Below are 26060 nucleotides of genomic sequence, written 5' to 3'. Positions count from 1 at the left end.
GGGTCTAGAGCGGGATGTTGCCGTGCTTCTTCGGCGGCAGCGCCTCACGCTTGTCCCGCAGCACCCGCAGCCCCCGCACGATGTGGCGGCGCGTCTCGTGCGGCATGATCACCGCGTCGACGTAGCCCCGCTCGGCGGCCGTGTACGGGTTCAGCAGCGCGTCCTCGTAGTCGGCGATGAGCTTGGCGCGCAGTTCCTCCTGCTCCTCGGGGCTCTCCGCGGCCGCGAGCGTGCGGCGGTGCAGGACGTTGACCGCGCCCTGGGCGCCCATGACCGCGATCTGGGCGGTCGGCCAGGCGAGGTTGAGGTCGGCGCCCAGGTGCTTGGAGCCCATGACGTCGTACGCGCCGCCGAACGCCTTGCGGGTGATGACGGTGATCAGCGGCACCGTGGCCTCGGCGTAGGCGTAGATCAGCTTGGCGCCGCGCCGGATGATGCCGCCGTACTCCTGGTCCACGCCGGGCAGGAAGCCGGGGACGTCCACGAAGGTGATCACCGGCACGTTGAAGGCGTCGCAGGTCCGGACGAACCGCGCGGCCTTTTCGCTGGCGTTGATGTCCAGGCAGCCCGCGAACTGCAGGGGCTGGTTGGCGACGATGCCGACCGGCCGGCCCTCGACCCGGCCGAAGCCGGTGATCATGTTCGGGGCGAACAGGGCCTGGGTCTCCAGGAACTCGCCGTCGTCCAGCACGTGCTCGATGGCGGTGTGCATGTCGTAGGGCTGGTTCGCGGAGTCCGGGATGAGCGTGTCGAGCTCGCGGTCGGTCTCCGACAGCTCCAGGTCCGCGTCCTCCGGGTAGGCCGGAGGCTCGGAGAGGTTGTTGGAGGGGAGGTAGGACAGCAGCGCCTTGACGTATTCGATGGCGTCCTTCTCGTCCCCCGACATGTGGTGCGCCACGCCCGAGGTGGTGTTGTGCGTCCGGGCGCCGCCCAGCTCCTCGAAGCCCACGTCCTCGCCGGTGACCGTCTTGATGACGTCCGGGCCGGTGATGAACATGTGCGAGGTCTGGTCGACCATCACCGTGAAGTCGGTGATCGCGGGGGAGTAGACCGCGCCGCCCGCGCACGGGCCCACGATCAGGGAGATCTGCGGGATCACCCCGGAGGCGTGCACGTTGCGGCGGAAGATCTCGGCGAACAGGCCGAGGGCGACCACGCCCTCCTGGATGCGGGCGCCACCGCCGTCGTTGATGCCCACCACCGGGCAGCCGTTCTTCAGCGCGAAGTCCATGACCTTGACGATCTTCTCGCCGTAGACCTCGCCGAGCGAGCCACCGAAGATCGTGAAGTCCTGCGAGTAGACGCAGACCGTCCGGCCGTCGACCGTGCCGTACCCGGTGACGACGCCGTCCCCGTACGGCCGGTTCTTCTCGATGCCGAAGTTGGTCGAGCGGTGCCGGGCGAACTCGTCGAGTTCGACGAACGAGCCCTCGTCGAGCAGCAATTCGATGCGTTCGCGGGCCGTCAACTTGCCCTTCGCGTGCTGCTTCTCCACCGCCCGGGCGGAACCTGCGTGGGTCGCCTCCTCGATGCGGCGCTGCAGGTCCGCGAGCTTGCCCGCGGTGGTGTGGATGTCGTATTCCGGCTCGGACACGGGATGCGGCTCCTGCTCGTCCTGAGGGATGGGCTGACTCGGTTACCGGTTCGTAGCGTATCCGCGGCGATGCGCTGCGGCAGTGCGGCGTTGGCCACACCTTTTTGCCTCGGTTCCCCCGGATTCCCCTGCCTATGCTGGGCCTCTTTCCCGCGCCTTCCCCGCCTGCCCGCGTGCCCGCCGCCGTTTCCGCGCGGCACCTATGGTGGCTGTCATGACGCCCTCCGACACCCCCGACGGCCGCTGGTCCGACCTCGACCGCCCGCCCCTGAACGTCACCGCCCTGCGGCGCGGGCTGCTGCGGCCCGGCGGCCTGTGGACCTCCGTGGACGTGGTCGCGGCGACCGGCTCCACCAACTCCGACCTGGTCGCCTCCGGCGCCGGCGAGGGCGCCGTGCTCGTCGCCGAGGAGCAGTCCGCCGGGCGCGGGCGGCTGGACCGCACCTGGTCCGCGCCGCCGCGCTCCGGCCTCTTCTTCTCCGTGCGGCTCACTCCCGGCGCCGGGGTGCCCGCCGAGCGCTGGGGCTGGCTGCCGCTGCTCGCCGGCGTGGCCACCGCGAGCGCGCTGTCCCGGGCGGCCGGCGTGGACACCGCCCTGAAGTGGCCCAACGACCTGCTGGTGACCGTCGACGGCGCCGAGCGGAAGGCCGGCGGGATCCTCGCCGAGCGCTCCGGCGACGACGTCGTCCTGGGCATCGGCCTGAACGTCTCGCTCCGCGCGGACGAGCTCCCGGTGCCCACCGCCGGCTCCCTCGCCCTCGCCGGCGCCGCGGTGACCGACCGCGACCCGCTGCTGCGGGCCGTGCTCCGCTCCCTGGAGGAGTGGTACACGGAGTGGCGGAACGCCGGGGGCGACCCGGGGCGGTGCCGCCTCCAGGAGGCGTACGCGGCCGGGTGCGCCACCCTCGGCCGGACCGTGCGGGCCGAACTGCCCGGCGACCGGGCGCTGGTCGGGGAGGCGGTGGCCGTCGACGGGGACGGCCGGCTGGTGCTGGCGACGGCGGAAGGGGTGCAGCAGCCGGTGGGCGCCGGCGACATCGTCCATCTGCGCCCGGCGCCGTCGGAAGAGTGAGCTACGGCACACCTGTCGTATCGTTGTGCCCAGAATCTAAGCGAGCAGTGATCGGCAGGGCAGTGCGCACGGATCGGACAGGGGGCGGGCGGTGACCGCCGACGAAGGGGGAACCTCCCGTGACGCTCGGGCCGCGGGGGACGACGGTGCTGCGCGCGAGGCCGCCGGGGAGCCCGCTCACGGCGGCGCCCGCGACGGCGGCAAGAGCCCCGGCCGCGACGCCGCCAAGGGGGACGCCGCCAAGGGCATCGACGACGACTTCGGCGACGAGGGGGGCGACCCGATCGCCCTGCGGCTGGAAGCGCTGATCATCGGTGCCGAGCGTCGCTACACCCCCTTCCAGGCCGCCCGGGCGGCCGGCGTCTCCATGGACCTGGCCTCCCGCTTCTGGCGGGCCATGGGCTTCGCCGACATCGGCCAGGCCCGGGCGCTGACCGAGGCGGACGTCCTGGCCCTGCGGCGGCTCGCCGGTCTCGTCGAGGCCGGGCTGCTCAGCGAGCCGATGGCCGTTCAGGTCGCCCGCTCCACCGGGCAGACCACGGCCCGGCTCGCCGACTGGCAGATCGACTCCTTCCTGGAGGGCCTGACCGAGCCCCAGGAGCCGGGGATGACCCGGACGGAGATCACCTACCCGCTGATCGAGCTGCTGCTGCCGGAGCTGGAGGAGTTCCTCATCTACGTCTGGCGGCGGCAGCTCGCCGCCGCCACCGGCCGCGTCGTCCAGGCGCAGGACGACGCGGAGATGGTCGACCGCCGGCTGGCCGTCGGCTTCGCGGACCTGGTGGGCTTCACCCGCCTGACGCGCCGTCTGGAGGAGGAGGAGCTCGGCGAGCTCGTCGAGGCGTTCGAGACGACCGCGGCCGACCTGGTGGCGGCGCACGGCGGCCGGCTGATCAAGACGCTGGGCGACGAGGTGCTGTACGCGGCGGACGACGCCGGCACGGCCGCCGAGATCGGGCTGCGCCTGATCGAGACGATGACCCACGACGAGACGATGCCGGAGCTGCGGGTCGGCATCGCCTTCGGGACGGTCACGACCCGGATGGGCGATGTCTTCGGCACGACGGTGAACCTGGCCTCCCGGCTGACGTCGATAGCGCCCAAGGACGCGGTCCTGGTCGACAGCGCCTTCGCCGAGGAGCTGGCGCGCAGCGGCGACGCCCCGAAGTCGGAGGCGGAGGCCGCCGCCTCGGCGTCGGCCTCCGGCGAGCACACGGTGACGTACCGGTTCGCGCTCCAGCCGATGTGGCAGCGGCCGGTGCGCGGGCTGGGCGTGGTCGAACCCTGGCTGCTGACCCGCAGGAACACCTGAGGCCCGGCGCGGGCGGTTCGGGAACGGCATTGAGGGCGGACCTTCGCGGTGCGATGATCCGTCGCGCAGGTTCACGGTCGTTAACACGCGTCGTTGACACGCGTCACCGGGAGGTCATCGCATGAGTGAGCACCGCTTTGGGGAATGGGTCGCCGTCCGCCGCCACGGGCACGTCGCCGAGCTCGTACTGGACCGGCCGAAGGCCATGAACGCCGTCTCGACGGAGATGGGCCGCCGGATCGCGGAGGCCACCGCGGCCCTCGCCGCCGACCCCTCCGTCCGGGCCGTCGTGCTCACCTCCACCCACGAGCGCGCCTTCTGCGTCGGCGCGGACCTCAAGGAGCGCAACTCCTTCACCGACGCCGAGCTCGGGAAGCAGCGCCCCACCGCCCGCGCCGCCTACACCGGCGTGCTGGAGCTGCCCCAGCCCACCGTCGCGGCCGTGCACGGCTTCGCGCTGGGCGGCGGGTTCGAGCTGGCGCTGTCCTGCGACGTGATCGTCGCGGACACCACGGCCGTGGTGGGCCTGCCCGAGGTATCGGTCGGGGTGATCCCCGGCGGCGGGGGCACCCAGCTGCTGCCGCGCCGGGTGGGGGCCGCGCGGGCCGCCGAGCTGATCTTCACGGCGCGGCGGGTGCCCGCCGGGGAAGCGCGGGAGCTGGGCCTGGTCGACGAGCTCGTCGAGCAGGGCGAGGACCGCGGCGCGGCGCTGGCCCTGGCCGCCCGGATAGCGGCGAACTCGCCCGTCGGGCTGCGCGCCGCCAAGCGCGCCCTGCGGCTCGGGCACGGACTGGATCTGCGGGCCGGGCTGGAGGTCGAGGACGCCGCGTGGCGCTCGGTGGCCTTCTCCGGGGACCGCGCGGAGGGCGTGGCCGCCTTCAACGAGAAGCGGACGCCGGACTGGCCCGGCGAGTGACGCGCCCGCCGCGGGGCTGCCGCGGCGATGTATAAGTGGTGCACAGGCCATGTAAAGCGGAATGAGCCCGACATTCTTACGCTGGAGTGCAGGACCTGCGCCCGGAACGGAATGTGAGGCTCGCGAGTGACGGACAGCGGGGAGTGTGACGGTCGGCTGACCGCCGTCGTGGAGCTCGCGCAGGCGATGGCGGCGGCGCAGTCCCCGCTGGAGTCCGTGGGCGCGGCGGCGGAGCGGGCCATGCGCGCGCTGGGGGGCAGCTTCGCCGCGATCTCGGCGTGGGAGCGGGAGCACGGCCGGCTGCGGGTGCTCGCCAACACCGGCGAGCTCGCCGAGGACGAGGAGCGCTACCCGGCCGACGAGTCGTACGCGGTCCACGACTTCCCCGAGATCGCCGGGTTCCTGCACGAGGAGTGGGCCGGCGGCGGCGCCGAACCCCGGGCGTGGGTGGAGAGCGCGGCCGAGCCGGACGAAGGGCCGGGCGGCCGCCGGGACGCCTACCGCCGGCAGCGCGTGGACGCGCTGCGGCGGCGCGGCCGGGGCTGCTGCGTGGTCGCGCCGATCGTGCTGCACGGGCGGGCCTGGGGTGAGCTGTACGTGGCCCGGCCGCCCGGGGCGCCCGCCTTCGGCCGGGCGGACGCGGACTTCGCGACCGTTCTCGCGGCCGTGGCGGCGGCCGGGATCGCCCAGACCGAGCGGCTGGAGGAGGTCCGCCGCCTCGCCTTCACCGACCCCCTCACCGGCCTCGGCAACCGCCGGGCCGTCGACGCCCGCCTGGACGAGGCCGTGGAGCGGCACGTGGTGGAGGGCGTGGTCGTCAGCCTGGTGGTCTGCGACCTCAACGGCCTCAAGCGGGTCAACGACACCCTCGGCCATGCGGTGGGGGACCGGCTGCTGGAGCGGTTCGGTTCGGTGCTGTCCCTGTGCGGGGCGATGCTGCCGGGGACGCTGGCCGCACGGCTGGGCGGCGACGAGTTCTGCCTGCTGACGGTCGGTCCGCCGGCTGACGAGGTGGTCCGGGTCGCCGGCGAACTCTGCCGCCGGGCGCTGGAGTTGGAGCTCGGCGAGGGCGTCGCCTGCGGGGTGGCGTCCACGGGCGACCCGATCGGCACGGTGGGCTCCGCCCGCCGCCTGTTCCGCCTCGCGGACGCCGCGCAGTACCGGGCGAAAGCGGCGCGCGCGGCGCAGCCGGTGGTCGCGGGGCGCGACGGGGGCCGCCGGGACCCGGTCGTCCAACTCGCCGACCAGGCGCCGCCGGCGGCCACGACGGAACGGCGGCGATTCCGGGGGCGGCGGCCGTAAGGGCGTGCGGCGGCCTGCGGCCGTGCGGTGGACTCGATCCGGGGGCTTCGGTCTGCGGCGTCTCGGCTGCTCCGCGGGCGCGTCGCGGCTGGTCGCGCGGTTCCCCGTGCCCCTTTCGGGGCGCGGCGTCCCCGGGGCTCTTCTGCGGCGAGATCGTCCGGTGGGTCCGGGTCCACCCCTCCACCCGCCGGCGTGCGAACGCCGAGGCAGGTCACCTAGTGACAGGTAGCGATTCAGTCTCTAGGGTGCCTGAATATGGATATGCACACTGTGGTGGTGGGGACGGCCGGGACGACCGCGGAAGATGTGATCGCCGTGGCGCGCGACGGTGCGCGCGTCGTCGTGTCGGACGAAGCGCTGGCGGCCGTCGCCGCCTCGCGTCAGGTCATCGACGACCTCGCCGCCAAGCCCGACCCCGTCTACGGCGTCTCCACCGGCTTCGGTGCCCTCGCCGTCCGCCACATCAGCCCCGACCTGCGCGCCCAGCTCCAGCGCAACATCGTGCGCTCGCACGCCGCCGGCATGGGCCCGCGCGTGGAGCGCGAGGTCGTCCGGGCGCTGATGTTCCTGCGGCTCAAGACCCTCGCCTCGGGGCGCACGGGCGTCCGCCCCCTCGTGGTCGAGACCATGGCCGCCGTCCTCAACGCCGGCATCACCCCCGTCGTGCACGAGTACGGCTCCCTCGGCTGCTCCGGCGACCTCGCGCCGCTCTCCCACTGCGCGCTCACCCTCATGGGCGAGGGCGAGGCGGAGGGCCCCGACGGCGCGCTGCGCCCGGCCGGCGAGCTGCTCGCCGCGCACGGCATCGCACCGGTCGAGCTGCGGGAGAAGGAGGGGCTCGCGCTCCTCAACGGCACCGACGGCATGCTCGGCATGCTGGTCATGGCCTGTGCGGACCTCGCCCGCCTGATCACCTCCGCCGACATCACGGCCGCGCTCTCCCTGGAGGCCCTGCTCGGCTCCGAGAAGGTCCTCGCGCCCGAGCTGCACACCATCCGCCCGCACCCCGGCCAGGGGTCCAGTGCCGCGAACATGCTGCGCGTCCTGGCCGGTTCGGGGCTGACCGGCCATCACCAGGACGACGCGCCGCGCGTGCAGGACGCGTACTCGATCCGCTGCGCCCCGCAGGTCGCCGGGGCCGGCCGGGACACCCTCGCGCACGCCCGCCTGGTCGCGGACCGCGAGCTGGCCGCCGCCGTCGACAACCCCGTGGTGCTGCCCGACGGCCGGGTGGAGTCCAACGGCAACTTCCACGGCGCTCCGGTCGCCTACGTCCTGGACTTCCTCGCCATCGCCGCCGCGGACCTCGCCTCCATCGCCGAGCGCCGCACCGACCGGCTGCTGGACAAGAACCGCTCGCACGGCCTGCCGCCGTTCCTCGCGGGGGACCCGGGCGTCGACTCCGGCCTGATGATCGCCCAGTACACGCAGGCCGCCCTGGTCAGCGAGATGAAGCGGCTCGCCGTGCCCGCGTCCGTGGACTCGATCCCCTCCTCCGCCATGCAGGAGGACCACGTCTCCATGGGCTGGTCGGCGGCGCGCAAGCTGCGGACGGCCGTCGGGGCGCTCACGCGCGTCATCGCCGTGGAGCTCTTCGCCGCGACCCGCGCGATCGAGCTGCGCACCGGGCTGACGGCCGCCCCGGCCACCCGCGAGGTGCTGCGGGCCGTCCGCGCCGCGGGCATCGAAGGCCCCGGGGAGGACCGCTTCCTCGCCCCCGACCTGGCGGCGGCCGAGGCGTTCGTCCGCGACGGCAAGCTGATCGAGGCCGTCGAGCCGGTGACCGGCCCGCTCGCGTAACTCGTTCGCGGGACGCCGACGACGGGCCCTTGGCAAACCGCAGCCCAGCGGTTCGCAAAGGGCCCGTAAAGCGTTGGAGGGGGGCGGCTGTCAGCGGGCCTGCGTGCGCGACCTGCGCGCGGCCGCCGTGACGAGCGCGCCGCCCGCCGCGAGGAAGGCGATGCCCCCGAAGACGTACGGGGTGGTGTCCGCGCTGCCCGAATCGGCGAGGGACAACTCCCGGGCGGCAGTGGCGCTTCCGGTGTCCGCGGGCGCCTTCCCGGCGCTCGTGGCCGCCCGCGCGGCCCCGGGGTGCTCGGGCGTGGCGTTCGCGGTGGGGACGAACCACACCGCACACAGCAGTGAGCCGGTGGCGACGGCGGTCAGGAGCGGACGGCGTGCGGTCACGGAAACGAATCCCCCTCGAAGCGCCGGGGATTGGGGGTGCGGCGCTTCCGCGGGTCCCCGGGCTGACCCGATGTTAGTAATACCGGCGGGCCGCGGGGAAGCCGGGAGGGCACGCGGAACTCCCCGCGCCGGCCGACCGGCGCGGGGCAGGCTCGGCAGAAGTCGCCGGAATGTCAAGGGCATCACGACCCTGGCAACCACAACCGCCCCGCGAGCATCATGGATACCTCGCCTACACCCGAGCCCCGACTACCATGTCGGCCCCCGAAGGGGCTTTACTGGCGTGGTCTTCCCCACACTTTCCTGACGAGTGGAACGGACGAAACGGTGCAGGCGTTCCTCAAGCAGAAGCCGGGATGCGTGTTGCCCCACGATTCGGCTCGGGGATTTCGGGGTCCAGGAGCAATGGAGAAGCGTGTGATGACGGACGGCAAGCGCCGCAAGGGCCTGGTGGCCGCGGCCGCTGTGCTCGGTGGTGTGCTGACCCTCGCAGCCTGCGGCGGTGGCGATGACGACGGCGGCAAGAGCGGCTCCGGCAGCGGCAAGGCCCAGAACAAGGTCGACGCCGCCGCGGCCAAGGAAGCCTCCAAGGCGCAGATCAAGATCGCGCAGAAGGACGGCTCGGCCAACGCCGGGATCACCACCGACGCCGCCAAGGTCACCGTCAGTGACGGCGAGCTCACGAGCGTCAAGATGACGACGGACAAGGGCACCCCCGTCGAGGGGACGATATCGCCCGACAAGAAGTCCTGGAAGCCCGCCAAGCAGCTGGAGCGGTCGACCAAGTACAAGGTCGTCGCCGAGGCCAAGGACGCCGAGGGCCGCAAGGCGACGGAGAACTCCTCGTTCGCCACCGTCTCGCCCACCAACAGCTTCATCGGCTCCTTCACCCCGGAGGACGGCTCGACCGTCGGTGTCGGCATGCCCGTGTCGATCAACTTCGACAAGCCGATCAAGGACCGCAAGGCCGTCCAGTCGGCGATCTCGGTCAGCTCCAGCAGCGGCCAGAAGGTCGTCGGTCACTGGTTCAACAGCCAGCGCATCGACTTCCGCCCCCAGGACTACTGGAAGGCCAACTCCGACGTCACCATGAAGCTCGCCCTCGACGGTGTCGAGGGTGCCCCGGGCGTCAAGGGAGTCCAGAAGAAGACGGTCTCCTTCAAGATCGGCCACGCCCAGGTCTCCACGGTCGACGTCAAGACCCACAAGATGACGGTCGTGCGGGACGGCAAGGAGATCAAGACCATCCCGATCTCCGCCGGCAGCCCCGAGAACCCGACGTACAACGGCAAGATGGTGATCTCCGAGAAGTTCAAGGAGACCCGGATGGACGGCTCGACCGTCGGCTTCACCAAGGGCGACGGCAAGGGCGAGTACGACATCAAGGACGTGCCGCACGCGATGCGCCTGTCCACGTCGGGCACCTTCATCCACGGCAACTACTGGGGCGGCGGCATCTTCGGCACCGCCAACACCAGCCACGGCTGCATCGGCCTGGAGGACAAGCAGGGCGCGGACGACACCTCCACGTCCGGCTCCTGGTTCTTCAGCAACTCCCAGCTCGGTGACGTCGTCGAGGTGAAGAACTCCAACGACAAGACCATCGCTCCGGAGAACGGCCTCAACGGCTGGAACATGGACTGGAACGCCTGGGTCGCGGGCAGCGCCATCGGCGCCTGACCCGGCCCCCGGCCGATCCCGTCCGCCGGGTGGCGGCCCGCACCGTGAGTGCGGGCCGCCACCCGGCGGTTTTTTTACGGTTCCACGCCCCGCGGCGCCCCCGAGCGGTCACCAAGAGGCCCCCGGGCGCCGCACCATGATCACGCCCGTAAAACCGCAGGACAGGCCGGGCGACAGGACGTACCGTCCGCAGGATGAGCGATCTGCTGCGACTGAGCGCGCGCCCCACCGAGGCCGAGATCGACGCCTGGCACGCCGTCGTCACCGACGCGCACGCACACGACACCCCCGCCATCCCCCCGCCCGGCCGCGTCGAGACCGCGGGCGAGCTCACCGTGCCCACCCCGCACAGCCGGTGCGTACGGCTGGCGGTACCGCACCCCGACAGCGCCCGCGGCTACGCGGCCGTCGCCTCCCTGCGGCTCTTCGACGACGGGCCGCGGCGCACGGCGGCCGCCGTCGAGCAGCTCGCCGTCCGCCCCGGGCTGCGCCGCCGCGGCCTCGGCACCCGGCTGTGGCGGGAGCTGCGGGGCGTCCTCGCCGAAGAGCGGCGGACCTCGGTGAGCGCGGAGATCGAGACCGGGGGAGAGGGCGAGCACTTCGCCGGGGCCCTCGGCTTCACCTGCGCGCTGCCGCTCGTCCGCTACGTCCAGCGGGTGGCCGACGAGAGCGCCGAGCCCCGCCTGCCCGACGGCTACCGCTTCGCCGAATGGACCGGCACCGTCCCCGCCGCCCACGCCGGCCCCTTCGCGGTCGTCCGCGAAGGAGCCATGGCGGACATGCCCCTCGGCGAGATCGAGGGCGGGCCCGACCGGTGGGACGCCGAGCGCGTCACCGCCCTCCAGAGCTCCGTCGGCGCCCGCGGCGGAGAGATCCTCACCGTCGCCGCCCTCGCCCCGGACGGCACCTTCGCCGCCTACACCGAGGTGGTGCTGCGCTCCCCGGACGGCATACGGGCCCGGCAGTACGACACCGCCGTCTCCCCGGCCCACCGCGGCCTCCGCCTGGGCCACACGGTCAAGGCCCGGATGCTGGAGCTGCTCAGGGAGCGGTGGCCCGCGGTACGGGAGATCGTCACCACCGTCGCCGACGACAACGGACCGATGCGCGCCGTCAACAAGCTGCTCGGCTATCGCCCGGAACGGTCGGTCGGGGTGTACCAGCTGCGCCTGCCTTCTGATCCCTTCCGAGTGACACCGGGGCCCTCCGGGACACCGGGGCCGTCCGGGACACCGGGGCCCTCCGGGACAATGGGAGGGACGGACACCCGATCAGGCGCCTGACCAGAAGCCCGACCGGACTCCGCCGCCCCCCACCCCGACGGAAGAGAGCCCCGTGGCCAAGCGCAGCAAGCGGCAGCAGGAGCGGCCCGAGGAGACCGAGCTCCTGGCAGCCGTCGAGACGGCGCTGGCCGGCCTGCGCGGCCGGCACGGGGACGACCTGGACGACGCGCTCTACGCCGCCGCCTCCACCCTGACCGCCGCCCCCGCGGGCCCCGAAGCCGTGAGCCGCGCCCTGCTCCGGGCCGCCGAGCGGACCGTGCGCGCGGCCTGGGAGGGCGGCTGGCAGCCCGCCGACGTCATCCGCCTCGTCCGGCGGGACCTCGCCGCGCCCGAGACCCGGTTCGCCGTAGACGCCGTCGCGGCCGAGGCCCGCCGCTACGCCCCCGCCACCCTCGGCGCCCGCTGGACGGCCCAGCTGGCCGAGCTGGACGCCCGGGTGTGGTGGGAGTCCGACGACACCTTCCTCGACGCGCTCGCCGGGCGCGAGCGCCTGAGCCGCTTCGAGACGGCCGCGTGCGCGCTCGGCGCCCTCCGGCTGATCGGCGGGCTGCCGCGGATCGGGGTCGCCGGCCCCCTGCCCGGGGCCGCGCGCCCCCACGCCCGGCCGGGCACCGCCGTCCCGCCCCGGATGCTCGCCCGCATCAGGGCCCTGCTGGCGAAGGCGGAGTCGACGGAGTTCGCGGAGGAGGCGGAGGCGCTGTCCGCGAAGGCCCAGGAGCTCATGGCCCGGCACTCCATGGACGAGGCGCTGCTCGCGGCCCACGCGGAGGGGCCCGTGGACGGCCCCGCGACCTGCCGGATCGGCGTCGAGGGCCCGTACGAGTCCGCGAAGGCCCTCCTGCTGGACGCGGTGGCGGACGCCAACCACTGCCGGGCGGTGTGGTCGGGCGACTTCGACTTCTCCACCGTCGTCGGCTTCGAGGCGGACCTGGAACTGGTCGAGCTGATGTACACCTCCCTCCTCGTCCAGGCCACCGCCGCGATGCGCCGCGCCGGCGACGACCACCACGCCCGCGGCCGCGCCCGCCGCACCCGGGACTTCCGCCAGTCCTTCCTCATCGCCTACGCCGCCCGCATCCGCGACCGCCTGACGGAGGCGGCGGAGACGGCCGTGGCGGACGCGGGCCGGGCCGAGGTCCTGCCGGTGCTGGCGGCCCGGGACGTGGCGGTCGGCGAGTCCGCCGACCGCCTCTTCCCCACCACGACCGCCCACCGCCTCAAGGGCCGCGACGCCGAGGGCTGGGCACGCGGCGAGGAGGCGGCGGACGCGGCGGTGCTGCGGGGGCGGTGAGGGCCCGCGGCTCGGGGAACTCCACTGCGGACCGGGCGTCCCCGTCGCGAAGTCCGGCGGAGCGCCCCACATTTCGAGCCGCAGCGCCGCACCGATGCCGCGGCTGTGCGGCGATGAGCTGGTCCGGACGCTCTAAAGGGCGTGGAAAGGAGGGACGATGCGCACGACAACGATGAGGCTGCGCCTGGGGGCGACGAGAAAATAGAACCAACCCTCTGCCGCATTCATCCGGCGCAGGCCGCCCGGTCGTGGGCCGCTGCCGAAGTCAGCTATGTCGACACCTGTGGCCGCCAACTCGACGAGTTGTCCGGCCAGGCGTTCCACTTCCGCCACCACGTGATCAGGAACCCCGCCCGCCACATGTGCGTGATCTGGGTCGTACTCCCAGCGCCAAGAGGTGCTCACCGCTGAGTCAGGCCGAGGGCCTCGTGCGCCTCATCGAGAATCCGTCCGATCGCAGACGCCGCGCGACGAACCTGCCGGGTGTCGCCCGACTCGGCGACGTCTTCCCAGTGCCGCAGCTCCCGCGCGACATCCTGCTGTCGCTGGATGTGGACGTGAACGGCCCATTGGATGATGAACCGCTGGAGGGGGGCGAGATCCGACCCTTGGCGGGCTTGGTCGGCTGCCTGGTCGAGTTCGCGAGTGAACGCGGGCAGCGCGCCCGGAGAAATCTGGGCGACCGCCTGGCGAAGCGCGGTCACGGTGGCGGGCGGCTGCGGAATGAGGGGCGGCCCGTCTGCCGAGGTGGTCATCGATTCTCCCATGGGCGCAATGGTGATCCCTCCCGGTCAGCGTACCGAGCGTAAGAGGGTGCCGACGCTCGAACGAGTGACGGACCCCCGGAGACCACCCCGGCCCCCGGCGCCTGGTGCGCGCCCGCGCTCACGCCTCCGGCGACGGCGCCTTCGCCACCCCGATCGGGCACGAGACGCCCGTCCCCCCGATCCCGCAGTACCCCGACGGGTTCTTGTCGAGGTACTGCTGGTGCGCCGGTTCCGCCGGGTAGAAGGGGCCCGCCGGGAGGATTTCCGTGGTGATGGGCGCGTAGCCCGACGCCGTCAGGACTGACTGGTACGCCTCGCGGGACGACTCCGCCTCCGACTGCTGCGCCGGCGTGTGCGTGTAGATCGCGGAGCGGTACTGGGTGCCCCGGTCGTTGCCCTGGCGGAAGCCCTGCGTGGGGTCGTGGGACTCCCAGAAGACCTTCAGGAGCGCTGCGAAGGAGACGCGCGCCGGGTCGTAGACCACGCGGACCGCCTCCGTGTGGCCCGTGAGGCCGCTGCACACCTCCTCGTACGCCGGGTTCGGCGTGTGGCCGCCCTGGTAGCCGACCAGGGTCGTCCACACGCCCGGGACCTGCCAGAACTTGCGCTCGGCGCCCCAGAAGCAGCCCAGGCCGAAGTCCGCCACTGCCAGGCCGTCGGGGTAGGGGCCGGCCAGCGGGGTGCCCAGGACCGTGTGGCGCTCGGGAAGGGTGAATTCCGGGGCCGGGCGGCCCTTGAGGGCCTCCTCGGCGGAGGGCAGGCGGGGCTCGCGGCTCAGGAAGGACGGGAAGGGCATGCGACTGCTCCAAAAGCTCGGGGCGACGCTCGTGACAACGTCCGGCGCCGGGCGCGGATTCCCGGTCAGCTCCGGCTCCCCTGCTCCCAGCCCGCCACCGCCATGGCCCGGTAGGCCGCGTACGCGGCCACCGGGTCCTCCTCGTACGACCACGGCAGGGCGCCGATGTGCCCGTCGACCGCCCGCACCTGCTCCAGGGCCTCCGGGTAGCGGCGGGCGTTCACCAGGAACCACAGCAGCAGGTGCCGCACGTGCGGCAGCACGGGGTGCCCGGCCGGCGCGTGGGCGACCGCGAACTGCGCGGCCTCGACGGCCTGCGAGATCACCTCGCCCCGGTACACCTCGCTGCTCACGATGTCCGGCAGGTGGTCGTGGACGGCGAAGAGCGGCAGGGCCGGCAGCAGGCTGCCCTGCGGGGCCGAGGCCGCCGCGCGCCGGGCGAAGGCGTCGGCCTTCTCCCGGGAGCCGTGCCACTTCGCGCTCCAGTAGCGCAGGGCGCTCAGGTGCGCGCCCATGTGGTGCGGGGCGCGCCCCACGACCGTCTCCCACAGCGACTGGAACTCCGCCTCGCTCGCGCCGAGCCCCCGCGCGACGCCCAGCTGGACGATGTACGGCGTCGGGTCGCCCGGGGCGAGCAGCGCCGCCTCGCCGCAGACCGTGCGGGCCTCCTCCAGGATCATCCGGTAGTCCTGCGAGGACGGGTCGCGCATGGCCTGCTGCACCAGGAACTCGGCCTGCACGGCCGCGCCCCCCGCGTCCTTGGGCGCCACGACCCGCCAGTGGCGCAGCCACATGCCGCCCGTGCCGGGTGCCGTGGCCAGCTCCTGGGCCGCCGCGCCCGCCAGCGTCTGCACCCGCTGCCAGCGCAGCTCGGGCGCGGCCGTGGCGTCCGTGCGGGCCAGGAGCTCGGAGGCGGGCTTCCAGTCCTGGGTGCGCCGCGCCTCCTCGACGGCGGCCAGCAGCTCCTCGTCGGGGCCGGGCAGCCGGACGTCGAGCTGCTCGGCCGGGACGAAGCCGTACGCGCCCGTCGGGTCGACGGCCGCCCGGTGGCCCCCTACGGCATCCGGCCCGCCGCGCCGGCGGCGCATCGCCGGGCCGATCAGGACCCCGCAGACGATGACGATGGCGAGCAGGATGAACAGAAACTCCATGACGCGTCCTGACGGGGATGGGGGGAGGAAAAACAGGGGCTGACGATGGGGACAACGCCGCAACCCGGCGGATCGTTCATCCGCCGGTTACAAGTGAACAGGAGTGTTCCGGTAATCCGGGTACTACCCTCGGGGAAATGAGCGACCAGCATGCATTCGAAACCCTCGCCATCCACGCCGGACAGGAGCCGGACCCGCTGACCGGGGCCGTCGTCCCGCCCATCTACCAAGTCTCCACCTACAAGCAGGACGGCGTCGGTGGCCTGCGCGGCGGCTACGAGTACAGCCGCAGCGCCAACCCCACGCGCACCGCGCTGGAGGAGAACCTGGCGGCGCTGGAGGGCGGCAGCCGGGGCCTGGCCTTCGCCTCGGGCCTGGCGGCCGAGGACTGCCTGCTGCGGACGCTCCTCTCGCCGGGCGACCACGTGGTCATCCCGAACGACGCCTACGGCGGAACGTTCCGTCTCTTCGCCAAGGTCGTCAGCCGCTGGGGCGTCGAGTGGTCGGTCGCCGACAGCTCCAGCCCGGAGGCCGTGCGCGCCGCCATCCGGCCGGAGACCAAGGTCGTCTGGGTCGAGACCCCCTCCAACCCGCTGCTCGGCATCACCGACATCGCGGCCGTCGCCGGCGTCGCCCACGAGGCCGGCGCCAAGCTGGTCGTGGACAACACCTTCGCCAGCCCCTACCTCCAGCAGCCGCTGGCACTGGGCGCTGACGTCGTCGTCCACTCCACCACCAAGTACATGGGCGGCCACTCCGACGTCGTCGGCGGCGCGCTGATCACCGCCGACGCCGCTCTCGGCGAGGAGCTGGCCTACCACCAGAACGCCATGGGCGCCGTGGCCGGCCCGTTCGACTCCTGGCTGACGATGCGCGGCATCAAGACCCTGGCCGTGCGCATGGACCGCCACACCGCCAACGCCGAGCGCGTGGTGGAGCTGCTGGTCGCGCACCCGAAGGTGACGCAGGTCTACTACCCGGGCCTGCCCGAGCACCCGCTGCACGAGGTCGCGGCCAAGCAGATGCGCGCCTTCGGCGGCATGGTGTCCTTCCGGGTCGCGGGCGGCGAGGAGGCGGCGGTCGAGGTCTGCAACCGCACGAAGATCTTCACCCTCGGCGAGTCCCTCGGCGGCGTCGAGTCGCTGATCGAGCACCCGGGCCGGATGACGCACGCCTCGGTGGCCGGCTCCGCCCTGGAGGTCCCGGCGGACCTGGTGCGGGCCTCGGTCGGCATCGAGTCGGCGGACGACCTGCTCGCCGACCTCACGACGGCGCTGGGCTGAGCGCCGGCTTCACACCGCGGCAGCTTCACACCGCGTCAGCGGTGACTTCGCGACGCTGACGCCCCGTGCGCGGGGGCGTCAGCGTCGCACACCGACCGGAGAGCGCCGGGCGCCGGATCATGAGGTCGGCGCCACCGGGGGGAGGGCGTTGTGGACGTCGGAGAGGGCGGAGTTGAAGCGGGTGAGCAGGGTGCAGAAGGCATCCCGCTCGTCCTCGGTCCAGCCCTCCGTCACCAGGGCCATCAGCTCGCGCCGTGAGGCGCGTACCTCCTCCAGGCGGCCCTTGCCGCGCGGGGAGAGCTGAAGGACGACGGCGCGGCCGTCCTCGGGGTGCGAAGTGCGCTTGACGAGGCCGGTGTCGACCAGCGGCGCCACCTGGCGGGTGACGGTCGAGGAGTCGATGCCCATGCCCGCGGCGAGCGCCTTGACGCCCATCGGGCCTTCCTGGTCGAGGCGGTTGAGCAGCAGATACGCGGCGCGGTCCATGGAATTGCGGACCTGGCCTACACCGCCGAGCCGGGTCTGTTCGGCGCGGCGGGCGAAGACGGCCACCTGGTGCTGGAGGGCGTCGAGGACGCCTGGGGCGAGGTCGGTCGTCATGTCCGAAGGGATGGGCATGGCCTGGGGCTCACTTCGTGCGGCGGGCAGGGAATCGCTGTGGATTGGGGGACAGAGTACGCGGCCCGGCGGGCGGCTGTACGAGTGCCGGGCAAACCGCACGGTATGCCTTTTTCGGGTCGTACCGGTATGCGTGTTTGTGCACGTCCTGTGGCGGTCGTCGCGAGGACGAAACTGCGAGACTGGCAACATCGCTGCACGAGTTGGCGACCGCGGCGGTCCCGGGGTGCCACCCCCGCACGGCGCGTCCACGGCCCCCGCCGCACCGCGCGCGAGGGGAGTGCCGGAGCGGGCCGCCGGGGGTGGCGAAGCCGCCCTTACGGGTCTCCCTCGGCGACGTGTGCGACGCCCGGAAAATCCTCTCGGGGGGTTCCCGCGTGACCGCGCCGGCGGGCAGCCGGTACCTGACCCGGCCGGTCGGGCCCCCTCCACCTCACGTGCGAGAACCGCCGGCGCGCCTTCGAGGTGCGAGGCGTCGGCGGCCTCGCTCCCGGGCGTGCGCGCCACGGTGCTCACGCCGGAGGGTGCGCCCCTGCCCGAGGTCGCCGCGACCCGGGGGCGGAGGGCGGGGGTGCTCCTGCGCGGACGCCTCGGGGGCGAGACGCTGCGGGCCGTCCGCGAGTACGCCCGCCGGACCGGCGCGGACTTTCTCTCCCTTCGGCCCCGCCGGCCGCGCCCTGGCCTGCGGTGACGTCGGGCCGCCCCGGCGGCCTCCCGTTCCGCGAGCCCCGTCGCGGCCCCGCTGAGCAGACCTGACTCGTTCGAGGGACCCGTGGTCGCCGTGTTGCCGGGCGGTGACGTGGACCCGCTGCTGCGGCACGCCCTGCGGCACGGCCTGGCGGCGGCCGACGGGTGCCTGTCGCTGCGCCTGGCGGCCACGGGAGCGGAGCGCTGTGCGGAGGTCGGAGCCCCCCTGCGCGACGCGGGCTGCCGGGTGACGGGCCGACGGCGGGGAGGCTGATTCACAGGGCGGGACGTGCCCGGCGAACGTAAAATCCTCTAATACGTCACCCAAACGGGGAGAACCTCCATGCCAGGCGCCATTTTTGCCGAAGGTCTGGTGAAGACCTTCGGCGATGTCAGGGCTCTGGACGGCGTCGATCTCGACGTTCCGGAAGGAACCGTTCTAGGACTGCTCGGCCCCAACGGCGCCGGCAAGACCACAGCGGTACGCGTACTCACCACCCTCATCAAGCCCGACCGCGGCACGGCCGTCGTGGCGGGCATCGACGTCCTGAAGAAACCCAACGAGGTCCGCCGTCACATCGGCCTGTCCGGTCAATTCGCCGCCGTGGACGAATATCTGACGGGGCGTGAGAACCTGCGGATGGTCGGCCAGCTCTACCAGATGAGCGCCCGCGACGCCAAGGCCCGGGCCGGCGAGCTGCTGGAGCGCTTCCACCTCACCGACGCCGCCGACCGCACCGCCAAGACCTACTCCGGCGGCATGCGCCGCCGCCTCGACCTCGCCGCCGCCCTGGTCGTCAGCCCGCCCGTGATGTTCATGGACGAGCCCACCACCGGCCTGGACCCGCGCAACCGGCAGCAGTTGTGGGAGGTCATCCAGGAACTGGTCGCCGGCGGCACGACCTTGCTGCTCACCACCCAGTACCTGGAGGAGGCCGACCACCTCGCCCACGACATCGCCGTCGTCGACCACGGCAAAGTGATCGCCCGGGGCACGTCCGACCAGCTCAAGGCCCGTACGGGCGGCGAGCGCGTCGAGGTCGTCGTGCACGAGCGCGGCCACATCGCCCTCGCCGACGAGGTCCTGCGCGGCTTCGGCAAGGGCGCCTCCAAGGTCGAGGAGCACACCCGCATGGTCACCGTCCCGGTCTCCGGCGGCGCGAAGCTGCTCGCCGAGGTCATCAGGGAGCTGGACGCGCGCGGCATCGAGATCGACGACATCGGGCTGCGCCGCCCCACCCTGGACGACGTCTTCATCTCCCTCACCGGCCACGCCGCCGAGGCCGAAGCGGAACCCGAAGCGGAACCGGGGGACCGGGAGGACCGGCAGGCCCGGGAGCGGAAGGAGACGGCCTCATGAGCACGATCACCGGTGCCGGGCGGACGGCGGCCCCCAGGGCCCACGGCGGAATCGGGCAGTCCGTCCGCGACTCCCTGGTCGTCGCCAAACGCAATCTGATCCGCATGGCCCGCATCCCGGAGATGGTCATCTTCGGCCTGATCCAGCCGATCATGTTCGTGGTGCTGTTCAGCTACGTCTTCGGCGGTTCGATCTCCGTCGGCGGCAACACCGACCCCTCGACCTACCGCGGCTTCCTGATGGCGGGCATCTTCGCCCAGACCGTCACCTTCGCCACGGCCGGCGCGGGGGCCGGCATCGCCGACGACATGCACAAGGGGCTCATCGACCGCTTCCGTTCCCTGCCCATGGCGCGGGGGGCCGTGCTCACGGGCCGTACCCTCGCCGATCTCGTCCAGACCGCCCTGACGCTGGTGGTGCTGGCGATCGTCGCGGTGATCGTGGGATGGCGGACGCACGAGGGAATCCCCAAGGCCGTGGCCGGCTTCGCCCTGCTGCTCCTGCTGGGCTACGCCTTCTCCTGGATCGGCGCGCTCATCGGGCTGACGGTGCGGACCCCGGAGGCGGCCACCTCGGGCGGGCTGATCTGGCTCTTCCCGCTGACGTTCATCTCCAACGCGTTCGTGCCGGCCGACAACATGCCGATGGTCCTGCGCAACATCGCCGAGTGGAACCCCTTCAGCGCCACCGTGCAGGCGGCCCGGCAGCTCTTCGGCAATCTGCCCGAGGGCTACCCGGTGCCGGCGGCCTGGCCCATGCAGCACCCGGTGTGGGCGTCGCTGATCTGGTCAGTGGTGATCATCGTGTTCTTCCGCACGCTGGCCGTCCGCAAGTACCGCTCGGCGACGGCCTGAGCCTGCCCTGACGGGCGGCCGAGCCACCCGTCAGGGCAATGGAAGAGCCCCGGACCCGATGCGGGGTCCGGGGCTCTCCCCAGGGCTTCTCGCGCGGCTCACGCCTGGTAAGGCTTGGCCTCCAGGATGCGGACCTTGGCCTTCTTGCCGTTCGGCAGCTCGTACTCGGCGTCCTCGCCGATCTTCTTGCCGTTGACGCCGGTGCCCAGCGGGGACTGGGGGGAGTACGTCTCGATGTCCGAGCTCGCGTACTCACGGGAGGCGAGCAGGAAGTCCAGCGTGTCGTCGGGGTCGCCGTCGAAGGCGATGGTGACGACCATGCCGGGCGCGACCACGCCGGTCGCGGCCGGGGCCTCGCCGACCTTCGCGTTCTCCAGCAGCTGCGTGAGCTGGCGCACACGGAGCTCCTGCTTGCCCTGCTCCTCCTTGGCCGCGTGGTACCCGCCGTTCTCTCGCAGGTCACCCTCCTCGCGGGCCGCCGCGATCTTGGTCGCGATCTCGGTGCGAGCGGGACCAGACAGGTACTCCAGCTCGGCCTTGAGCTGGTCGTACGCCTCCTGAGTCAGCCAGGTGACGTTGTCGCTGGTCTGGGTCACAGGTGCTCCTCGTCGGTACTGGGGAAAAACTTGGGGATACAGAGGGGATACAAATGAACGCCCTCCTCAGAAGGGTGCGCCTTCAAAGGTGGGCGAAACCACGAGCCTAACAATTACGTCCGTAAAGGGGGAAGAAGTCAGGGGGAGAAACTGCGCAAGAAACACGTCAACGCAGGTCAGGCCCGTCCTCTTTTTCAGGACGCGGTGGTGCAGCCCTCAAGCTTCGCATCGGCGGCGCGCCGGGTGGTGCGCACAGTGATCAGCTCCGTGAAGTGACCGTCGGGGCGGTCGAACCTCACATCCTTACGGGCGACCTCGGCGCCGTCCGCGCCCAGCGAGCGCACCGTGCACACGGCGGTGACGTTCTTCTCCTTGCGGACCTCCAGCACCATCTGCACGGTGTCGTCGGAGATCGTCTTGGAGCGGATGAGCTGACCGCTGACCTCGGTCGCGGTGATGTAGTGGATGCCTGACCAGGCGATCACCCCGAGCAGGCCGGCGCCCAGTACCGCGCCGATGATCTTCAGCTTGCGGTCGGCGCGTTCGTCCGCCGAGCGGCCGTAGCGACCCTCGGGCAGCCCTTCGCGTGCCGCAGCCATGATCTTTCCTCCTGGTCGGGCCGGTCGTTGAGGACCGGAATGAAACGACTCCCGCTTCGGTCACTATAGGAGGCGCCCCGAAACACCGATAAGACGGGCCATGACCAGTGACTGAGGATCGAGCCTTGACTGAGCAGCTGCGACTGATGGCCGTGCACGCCCACCCCGACGACGAGTCGAGCAAGGGCGCGGCCACGATGGCCAAGTACGTGTCCGAGGGGGTGGACGTGCTGGTCGCGACCTGCACGGGTGGTGAGCGCGGCTCCATCCTCAACCCCAAGCTCCAGGGCGACCCTTACATCGAGGAGCACATCCACGAGGTGCGCGCCAAGGAGATGGACGAGGCGCGCGACATCCTCGGGGTGAAGCAGGAGTGGCTCGGCTTCGTCGACTCCGGGCTGCCCGAGGGCGACCCGCTGCCGCCGCTGCCCGAGGGCTGCTTCGCCCTCCAGGACGTCGACGAGGCGGCCGGCGTGCTGGTGAAGCTGATCCGCGAGTTCCGGCCGCATGTGATCACCACGTACGACGAGAACGGCGGCTACCCGCACCCCGACCACATCATGACCCACAAGATCTCGATGGTGGCCTTCGAGGCCGCCGGTGACCCCGAGCGCTTCCCCGAGGCCGGTGAGCCCTGGCAGCCGCTGAAGCTCTACTACAACCAGGGCTTCAACCGGCCGCGCACCCTGGCCCTGCACGAGGCGCTGCTGGCGCGCGGCATGGAGTCCCCCTACGGGGAGTGGCTGGAGCGCTGGCTGACCGCGGGCCGGGAGCGGACGCTGACCACCTACGTCCCGTGCGGCGAATTCTTCGAGATCCGGGACAAGGCGCTCATCGCGCACGCCACCCAGATCGACCCGGACGGCGGCTGGTTCCGCGTGCCGCTGGACCTCCAGAAGGAAGTCTGGCCGACCGAGGAATACGAGCTGGCCAAGTCTCTCGTGGGAACTTCCCTCCCCGAGGACGACCTCTTCGCGGGCATCCGCAACAATTGACCCCATGATGAGCTCCCTCGCCGTCACCCACCTGGTGCCGCTCGCCGAAGAACTGGACAAGAACAAGGTCACCCCCGGTGTCCTCGGTTTCATCGTCTTCGCCGTCATCGGCGCGGCCGTCTGGATGCTGATGAAGTCCATGAACACCCACATGAAGCGGGTGGACTTCGAAGAGGCCCCCGAGCCGGGCGCCGCCCCGGTCCCGGCCGCCACCCAGGGCGGCAGCGCCAAGGGCTGACCCGGCGACGGTCCGGGCCCCGGCCACGGGGCCGGGCCGCCGTCCGCCCCGGCCGGGAGGCCCCGCTCCCCGGCCGGCACACCGCGCCCCGGGGACGGCTCAGCCGTCCCGGGGCAGCACCGCCATGACCTCACGGGCCGGGCGGCCCGGCACCATGCCCAGCTGCCACGCCTGCCAGCCCGTCTCCGGCTCTATGCCCCGCTCCAGCAGCAGCGCGTACGTCTCCGCGCAGTCCTCCAGCGCCGGGTCCGCCGCCCAGTCGGCCGCGCGCAGCTCCAGGAGCAGCCGGCCCAGCTCCTCCCGGGCCACCGCCGACCCCACCACCGAGCCGCCCGGCGAGGTGAACGGCAGCAGCGTGCAGCGCAGGAACCGGGCCCACGCCGCGCCCCGCCGGTCCCCGTACCCGGCGAACAGCCGCTCCGCCTCCTCCACCAGCTCCAGCGCCGACGCCGCCTTGCCGTTGCCCGCGTCGACCACGGCCAGTTCCACACACGACCACGCCTCGCCGTGGGGCACGTCCAGGCGGCGGAAGTCGGCCCGCGCGTCCTGCAGCAGCTGCCGGGCGAAGCCGCTGTTGCGCAGGCTGCCCGTCTGCGCCGCCCGCTGATCACGGGTGACCCGGGCCGCGTGGTGCCGGGCGCAGGCCAGCCCGTACACATCACGCATGCGGTTGAACATCGTGCGGGCCCGCTCCAGCGCCCGGACGGCCGCGGCCTGCTCCGAGCACTCCTCCAGCGACTGGCCCAGGTAGTACAGCGACCACGCCTCGCCGCGGGCGTCCTCGTTCTCCCGGTGGCGGGCCGCCGCCCGGTGCAACTGCTCCACCGCCTCGCCCGCGTCCCCCGCCACGAGCCGGGCCCGCGCCAGCTGGGTCAGCGCCCAGGCCGCGCCGCGGCTGTCCTGGGTGAGCCCGTACTGCTCCAGGGCCGCGTGGAACTCCGCCTCCGCCGCCTCCACCTGGCCCATCCGCAACCGGACCTGCCCGAGCTGGAAGTGCGCCCACGCCTGTCCGTGCACGCTCTCGCTCCCGCGGTGCAGCTCCAGCGACTCCGCCAGCAGCTCCAGCGCGGGCGCTATCAGCCCGCGGTCCCGCTCGACCGCCGCCAGGGCGTGCAGCGTCCAGGCCCGGTCGCCGCTCAGCTCCGGCGCGTCCTGCAGCGCGAGGGCCTCCCGCAGCTTCTCCGCAGCCGCCCGGAGATTTCCCTGGTGCTGCAGGGTGACCCCCAGATCCCGCAGCGCCCGGGCGGCCCCCGCCGGGTGCTGGGCGTCGAAGTACAGATCCACGACCGACGACAGCGTCGTCCGGGACCGGTCCAGCTCGCCCAGCTGCCGGGCCGCGACGCCCGTGCGCCACTGCACCGAGCGCACCAGCAGCCCCCGGTCGGTGGCTTGTGTCAGCTCGCTCAGCTCACCCAGCCGGTAGAGATCGCCGCGCAGCAGGCAGTAGTCGCACAGGGCACCCAGCAGGTGCAGCACCGCCGACTGGTCGACCCCCTCGGCGTGCCGCAGCGCCGCGGTGATGAAGCTCGACTCGTCGTCCAGCCAGCGCAGCGCCGCCTCCAGCGAGGGGAAGCCGTGGCCGCCCGCCGCTCCCTCGGCGAACGCGTCGGCCCGGGTGGACGTCTTGCCGTCGACCATGCGGATGACGGAGTCGGCGAGCTCCGCGTAACTGCGGATCAGCCGCTCGTGCGCCGCGCTCCGCTCGCCCGGCTCCTCCTCGGCGACCAGGCGGGCGTGGGCGAAGGCCCGCACCAGATCGTGCATCCGGTACCGGCCGGCACGGACCGGCTCGATCAGCCCCGTGCGGGCCAGCGCCGCCAGCTCGCGGGCCGCCACCCGCTCGTCCTCCCCGAGGAGCGCCGCCGCCGCGGCGGCCCCCCACGAGGCCCGGCCCGCGAGCGCCAGCCGGCGCAGCAGCCGGCGGGCGCCCTCACCCTGATCGGCGTAACTCAGCCGCAGCACCCGCTCCACCGGATCGCCGGGCCCGGAATCCTCCAGCTCCGCGGCCAGCGCCCGCGCGGTGCGCGGCGACGGCGAGGAACCGGCCAGCCGCAGCGCCAGCGGCAGCCCGCCGCACAGCTCCCGCACCCGCACCAGCGCCTTCTCGTCGTACGGGCCCTCCCCCTCCGGTGGTGCCTCCCGCGCCACCGGCCGCAGCAACTCCTCGGCGCCCGCCTCGTCCAGCGGGCCGACGGGCAGCTCGTGCACCCAGGCCGCCAGCTCCGGCGGCAGGGCCAGCGGAGCCCGCGCCGTGACCAGGACCAGGCTCTCGGACCGCTCGGGAACCAGGGCGCGGACCTGCGCCGCGTCCGAGGCGTCGTCGAGGATCACGGTGACCGGCAGGCCCGTCAGGTGCTGGTGGTACAGCTCGGACAGGCGCTTGAGGTGCTGCTCGTGCGAGGACCGCTCCCGGAACAGCAGCTGGTCGCGCGGCGCGCCGAGGCGGTTGAGCAGATGCAGCAGGGCGTCCCGCGTCGGCAGCGGCGGCTCGTCACCCGACTCACCGCGCAGATCCACCACGCAGGCGCCCCGGAACTGATCGCGCACATGGTGTGCCGCCCGCAGCGCGAGCGTGGAGCGCCCCGAGCCCGGCGGCCCGTACAGCACCACCACCGTCGGTCTGGTCTCCGTGCTGGCCCGTGCCTGCTGCACCCACTGGCTGATCCGGCTCAGCTGCTCCCTGCGGCCCGCGAACGGCCCCTCCACCTCCGGAATGTGGTCGAAGGACTGCTCCAGGACGCCGCGGCGCCGGGCCGCGGCGCCGCGGCCCCCGCCCCGCAGCAGCGGGCCCCGCGCCGGACCGGGCGCGCCCTGCTGCCGTACCGCCCGGCCCGCCCCGTCCGGACGCACGGCCGCCGACAGCATCCGCTGACGGTCCAGGAACGGCCGCACGCCCTTCACCTCAAGGGCCGTCAGCCACTCCAGCCGCAACTGCCGCGCACCGCCGGGCCGCCCCCGCAGACCGGCCCGCCGGCGCGCGGCCGGCCGATGAGACGCCGTCAGGCTCACCACCGCGGCCGCCGAACCCGCCACGGCCACCGAGACCCCCGCGCCCAGCGCCGTGCCGGCCGAGGTGCCGTACCCCAGGTCGACCCCGAAGGCCGTGGCCGCCGCCACGGCCGTGATCAGCAGCGGCGTGGCGAGCGAGGACCGGCTCAGGCGCGCCGACAGCGGCCGCCGGGCACCCTCCTCCGCGTCCAGCGCGCGGACGTACGCGCCGTACTCCTCGGCGGCCGTGGCCGCGATGGCCTCCAGCTCCGCGCGCGCCCGGCGTAACAGCGACGCGCCGTCGGCCGATCCACCCGAACGGCGCACCTCCTCCTCGACCGCTCGCCCCAACAAGCCCTCGGCTTCCGCACGGTGTACCTCGCGCAGCACGGCCGGTGCTCCCGCCATGGCATCCCCCTTCCACCAGCGATTGCTTGTGCCCCAAGTGTTCCGCCTCGGCGAGTTTTCCGGCAGGGCTGTGGATAACTCAT

General features: G+C 73.0%; 24 protein-coding genes. 14 read left to right on the top strand and 10 right to left on the bottom strand.

The window, feature by feature from the left end:
• Nucleotides 1-4: 4 nt before the first annotated feature.
• Nucleotides 5-1594, bottom strand: coding sequence for an acyl-CoA carboxylase subunit beta (locus ABZ951_RS10615; protein ID WP_344089102.1), 1590 nt, complete (start codon nt 1592-1594; stop codon nt 5-7).
• A 214-nt stretch (nt 1595-1808) separates the two neighbouring features.
• Here ABZ951_RS10615 and ABZ951_RS10610 point away from each other — a divergent pair, with 214 nt between their 5' ends.
• From ABZ951_RS10610 to hutH, 5 genes are all read left to right on the top strand, one after another.
• A complete protein-coding gene (locus ABZ951_RS10610) occupies nt 1809-2666 on the top strand; it encodes a biotin--[acetyl-CoA-carboxylase] ligase (protein WP_344089105.1) in 858 nt (285 codons plus the stop codon).
• Between the two features lie 247 nt (nt 2667-2913).
• The gene (locus tag ABZ951_RS10605) at nt 2914-3978 is read left to right on the top strand and encodes an adenylate/guanylate cyclase domain-containing protein (protein WP_344089219.1); all 1065 of its coding nucleotides are present in this window, start codon (nt 2914-2916) and stop codon (nt 3976-3978) included.
• A 121-nt stretch (nt 3979-4099) separates the two neighbouring features.
• Nucleotides 4100-4894 (top strand): enoyl-CoA hydratase-related protein, encoded by a 795-nt coding sequence (locus ABZ951_RS10600; protein WP_344089108.1) that lies wholly within the window; start codon nt 4100-4102, stop codon nt 4892-4894.
• A 186-nt stretch (nt 4895-5080) separates the two neighbouring features.
• A complete protein-coding gene (locus ABZ951_RS10595) occupies nt 5081-6196 on the top strand; it encodes a GGDEF domain-containing protein (protein ID WP_344089221.1) in 1116 nt (371 codons plus the stop codon).
• Between the two features lie 261 nt (nt 6197-6457).
• Entirely contained in the window at nt 6458-7996 is a 1539-nt protein-coding gene (gene hutH, locus ABZ951_RS10590) for a histidine ammonia-lyase (protein ID WP_344089223.1), read from the top strand.
• A 90-nt stretch (nt 7997-8086) separates the two neighbouring features.
• Here the strand turns inward: hutH and ABZ951_RS10585 are convergent, their stop codons facing one another.
• The gene (locus ABZ951_RS10585; RefSeq protein ID WP_344089111.1) at nt 8087-8383 is read right to left on the bottom strand and encodes a hypothetical protein; all 297 of its coding nucleotides are present in this window, start codon (nt 8381-8383) and stop codon (nt 8087-8089) included.
• A gap of 405 nt (nt 8384-8788) precedes the next feature.
• Between ABZ951_RS10585 and ABZ951_RS10580 the strand changes: the two genes are divergently transcribed.
• The 3 genes from ABZ951_RS10580 to ABZ951_RS10570 all read left to right on the top strand — a co-directional run bounded on the left by ABZ951_RS10580 (nt 8789) and on the right by ABZ951_RS10570 (nt 12637).
• Nucleotides 8789-10063, top strand: coding sequence for an Ig-like domain-containing protein (locus ABZ951_RS10580; protein WP_344089114.1), 1275 nt, complete (start codon nt 8789-8791; stop codon nt 10061-10063).
• A 194-nt stretch (nt 10064-10257) separates the two neighbouring features.
• Nucleotides 10258-11346 (top strand): GNAT family N-acetyltransferase, encoded by a 1089-nt coding sequence (locus ABZ951_RS10575; protein ID WP_344089117.1) that lies wholly within the window; start codon nt 10258-10260, stop codon nt 11344-11346.
• A gap of 124 nt (nt 11347-11470) precedes the next feature.
• Nucleotides 11471-12637, top strand: coding sequence for a DUF2786 domain-containing protein (locus tag ABZ951_RS10570; protein WP_344089225.1), 1167 nt, complete (start codon nt 11471-11473; stop codon nt 12635-12637).
• Between the two features lie 132 nt (nt 12638-12769).
• On the opposite strand, the gene ABZ951_RS10565 is transcribed toward ABZ951_RS10570, so the two are convergent.
• The 4 genes from ABZ951_RS10565 to ABZ951_RS10550 form a co-directional block, all read right to left on the bottom strand.
• A complete protein-coding gene (locus tag ABZ951_RS10565; protein WP_344089120.1) occupies nt 12770-13042 on the bottom strand; it encodes a hypothetical protein in 273 nt (90 codons plus the stop codon).
• Nucleotides 13039-13392 carry a DUF6247 family protein gene (locus ABZ951_RS10560; protein ID WP_344089227.1) on the bottom strand — a complete coding sequence of 118 codons (354 nt, stop codon included), beginning with the start codon at nt 13390-13392 and terminating at the stop codon, nt 13039-13041. Before ABZ951_RS10560 ends, ABZ951_RS10565 begins: the two co-directional genes overlap by 4 nt.
• A 130-nt stretch (nt 13393-13522) precedes the next feature.
• Nucleotides 13523-14200 (bottom strand): peptide-methionine (S)-S-oxide reductase MsrA, encoded by a 678-nt coding sequence (msrA, locus tag ABZ951_RS10555; protein WP_344089123.1) that lies wholly within the window; start codon nt 14198-14200, stop codon nt 13523-13525.
• Nucleotides 14201-14265: 65 nt separating this feature from the next.
• Nucleotides 14266-15351 (bottom strand): hypothetical protein, encoded by a 1086-nt coding sequence (locus tag ABZ951_RS10550; RefSeq protein ID WP_344089126.1) that lies wholly within the window; start codon nt 15349-15351, stop codon nt 14266-14268.
• A gap of 137 nt (nt 15352-15488) precedes the next feature.
• On the opposite strand from ABZ951_RS10550, the gene ABZ951_RS10545 reads away from it, so the two are divergent.
• Nucleotides 15489-16634, top strand: a complete 1146-nt coding sequence (locus ABZ951_RS10545) for a cystathionine gamma-synthase (RefSeq protein ID WP_344089129.1) — start codon at nt 15489-15491, stop codon at nt 16632-16634.
• 117 nt (nt 16635-16751) lie between these two features.
• Here the strand turns inward: ABZ951_RS10545 and ABZ951_RS10540 are convergent, their stop codons facing one another.
• Nucleotides 16752-17252 (bottom strand): MarR family transcriptional regulator, encoded by a 501-nt coding sequence (locus ABZ951_RS10540; protein ID WP_344089132.1) that lies wholly within the window; start codon nt 17250-17252, stop codon nt 16752-16754.
• Between the two features lie 772 nt (nt 17253-18024).
• On the opposite strand from ABZ951_RS10540, the gene ABZ951_RS10535 reads away from it, so the two are divergent.
• The 3 genes from ABZ951_RS10535 (at nt 18025) to ABZ951_RS10525 (ending at nt 20153) form a co-directional block, all read left to right on the top strand.
• Nucleotides 18025-18213 (top strand): hypothetical protein, encoded by a 189-nt coding sequence (locus ABZ951_RS10535; protein ID WP_344089135.1) that lies wholly within the window; start codon nt 18025-18027, stop codon nt 18211-18213.
• Nucleotides 18214-18282: 69 nt separating this feature from the next.
• Complete coding sequence (locus ABZ951_RS10530) at nt 18283-19299, top strand: ATP-binding cassette domain-containing protein (RefSeq protein ID WP_344089138.1); 1017 nt, start codon at nt 18283-18285, stop codon at nt 19297-19299.
• A complete protein-coding gene (locus ABZ951_RS10525) occupies nt 19296-20153 on the top strand; it encodes an ABC transporter permease (RefSeq protein ID WP_344089141.1) in 858 nt (285 codons plus the stop codon). The genes ABZ951_RS10530 and ABZ951_RS10525 overlap by 4 nt, the downstream gene beginning before the upstream one ends.
• Before the next feature lie 98 nt (nt 20154-20251).
• Here the strand turns inward: ABZ951_RS10525 and greA are convergent, their stop codons facing one another.
• Both greA and ABZ951_RS10515 read right to left on the bottom strand, forming a co-directional pair.
• Entirely contained in the window at nt 20252-20749 is a 498-nt protein-coding gene (gene greA / locus ABZ951_RS10520; protein WP_344089144.1) for a transcription elongation factor GreA, read from the bottom strand.
• A 194-nt stretch (nt 20750-20943) separates the two neighbouring features.
• Complete coding sequence (locus ABZ951_RS10515; RefSeq protein ID WP_344089147.1) at nt 20944-21348, bottom strand: DUF4307 domain-containing protein; 405 nt, start codon at nt 21346-21348, stop codon at nt 20944-20946.
• A 125-nt stretch (nt 21349-21473) separates the two neighbouring features.
• On the opposite strand from ABZ951_RS10515, the gene mca reads away from it, so the two are divergent.
• Together mca and ABZ951_RS10505 are read left to right on the top strand one after the other, a co-directional pair.
• Nucleotides 21474-22343 (top strand): mycothiol conjugate amidase Mca, encoded by an 870-nt coding sequence (gene mca, locus ABZ951_RS10510; protein ID WP_344089150.1) that lies wholly within the window; start codon nt 21474-21476, stop codon nt 22341-22343.
• Nucleotides 22344-22347: 4 nt separating this feature from the next.
• Entirely contained in the window at nt 22348-22581 is a 234-nt protein-coding gene (locus ABZ951_RS10505; RefSeq protein ID WP_344089152.1) for a hypothetical protein, read from the top strand.
• Nucleotides 22582-22680: 99 nt separating this feature from the next.
• On the opposite strand, the gene ABZ951_RS10500 is transcribed toward ABZ951_RS10505, so the two are convergent.
• Complete coding sequence (locus ABZ951_RS10500; RefSeq protein ID WP_344089155.1) at nt 22681-25977, bottom strand: AAA family ATPase; 3297 nt, start codon at nt 25975-25977, stop codon at nt 22681-22683.
• Nucleotides 25978-26060 lie beyond the last annotated feature (83 nt).

It is taken from the genome of Streptomyces sp. NPDC046215, from assembly GCF_040646215.1.
GTDB classification, from domain to species: Bacteria; Actinomycetota; Actinomycetes; order Streptomycetales; family Streptomycetaceae; genus Streptomyces; species Streptomyces stramineus.
The sequence above is the reverse complement of the archived record's forward strand: the minus strand, read 5'-3'. Positions and strand labels throughout refer to the sequence as shown.

Bases quoted from the DNA above. Each gene is read 5' to 3' on its own strand.
- ABZ951_RS10610 (WP_344089105.1), top strand. From the start codon at position 1,809: ATGACGCCCTCCGACACCCCCGACGGCCGCTGGTCCGACCTCGACCGC.
- ABZ951_RS10600 (WP_344089108.1), top strand. From the start codon at position 4,100: ATGAGTGAGCACCGCTTTGGGGAATGGGTCGCCGTCCGCCGCCACGGG.
- ABZ951_RS10595 (WP_344089221.1), top strand. From the start codon at position 5,081: ATGGCGGCGGCGCAGTCCCCGCTGGAGTCCGTGGGCGCGGCGGCGGAG.
- hutH (WP_344089223.1), top strand. From the start codon at position 6,458: ATGCACACTGTGGTGGTGGGGACGGCCGGGACGACCGCGGAAGATGTG.
- ABZ951_RS10580 (WP_344089114.1), top strand. From the start codon at position 8,789: ATGGAGAAGCGTGTGATGACGGACGGCAAGCGCCGCAAGGGCCTGGTG.
- ABZ951_RS10575 (WP_344089117.1), top strand. From the start codon at position 10,258: ATGAGCGATCTGCTGCGACTGAGCGCGCGCCCCACCGAGGCCGAGATC.
- ABZ951_RS10560 (WP_344089227.1), bottom strand. From the start codon at position 13,392: ATGACCACCTCGGCAGACGGGCCGCCCCTCATTCCGCAGCCGCCCGCC.
- msrA (WP_344089123.1), bottom strand. From the start codon at position 14,200: ATGCCCTTCCCGTCCTTCCTGAGCCGCGAGCCCCGCCTGCCCTCCGCC.
- ABZ951_RS10550 (WP_344089126.1), bottom strand. From the start codon at position 15,351: ATGGAGTTTCTGTTCATCCTGCTCGCCATCGTCATCGTCTGCGGGGTC.
- ABZ951_RS10545 (WP_344089129.1), top strand. From the start codon at position 15,489: ATGAGCGACCAGCATGCATTCGAAACCCTCGCCATCCACGCCGGACAG.
- ABZ951_RS10540 (WP_344089132.1), bottom strand. From the start codon at position 17,252: ATGCCCATCCCTTCGGACATGACGACCGACCTCGCCCCAGGCGTCCTC.
- ABZ951_RS10530 (WP_344089138.1), top strand. From the start codon at position 18,283: ATGCCAGGCGCCATTTTTGCCGAAGGTCTGGTGAAGACCTTCGGCGAT.
- ABZ951_RS10525 (WP_344089141.1), top strand. From the start codon at position 19,296: ATGAGCACGATCACCGGTGCCGGGCGGACGGCGGCCCCCAGGGCCCAC.
- ABZ951_RS10515 (WP_344089147.1), bottom strand. From the start codon at position 21,348: ATGGCTGCGGCACGCGAAGGGCTGCCCGAGGGTCGCTACGGCCGCTCG.
- ABZ951_RS10505 (WP_344089152.1), top strand. From the start codon at position 22,348: ATGATGAGCTCCCTCGCCGTCACCCACCTGGTGCCGCTCGCCGAAGAA.
- ABZ951_RS10500 (WP_344089155.1), bottom strand. From the start codon at position 25,977: ATGGCGGGAGCACCGGCCGTGCTGCGCGAGGTACACCGTGCGGAAGCC.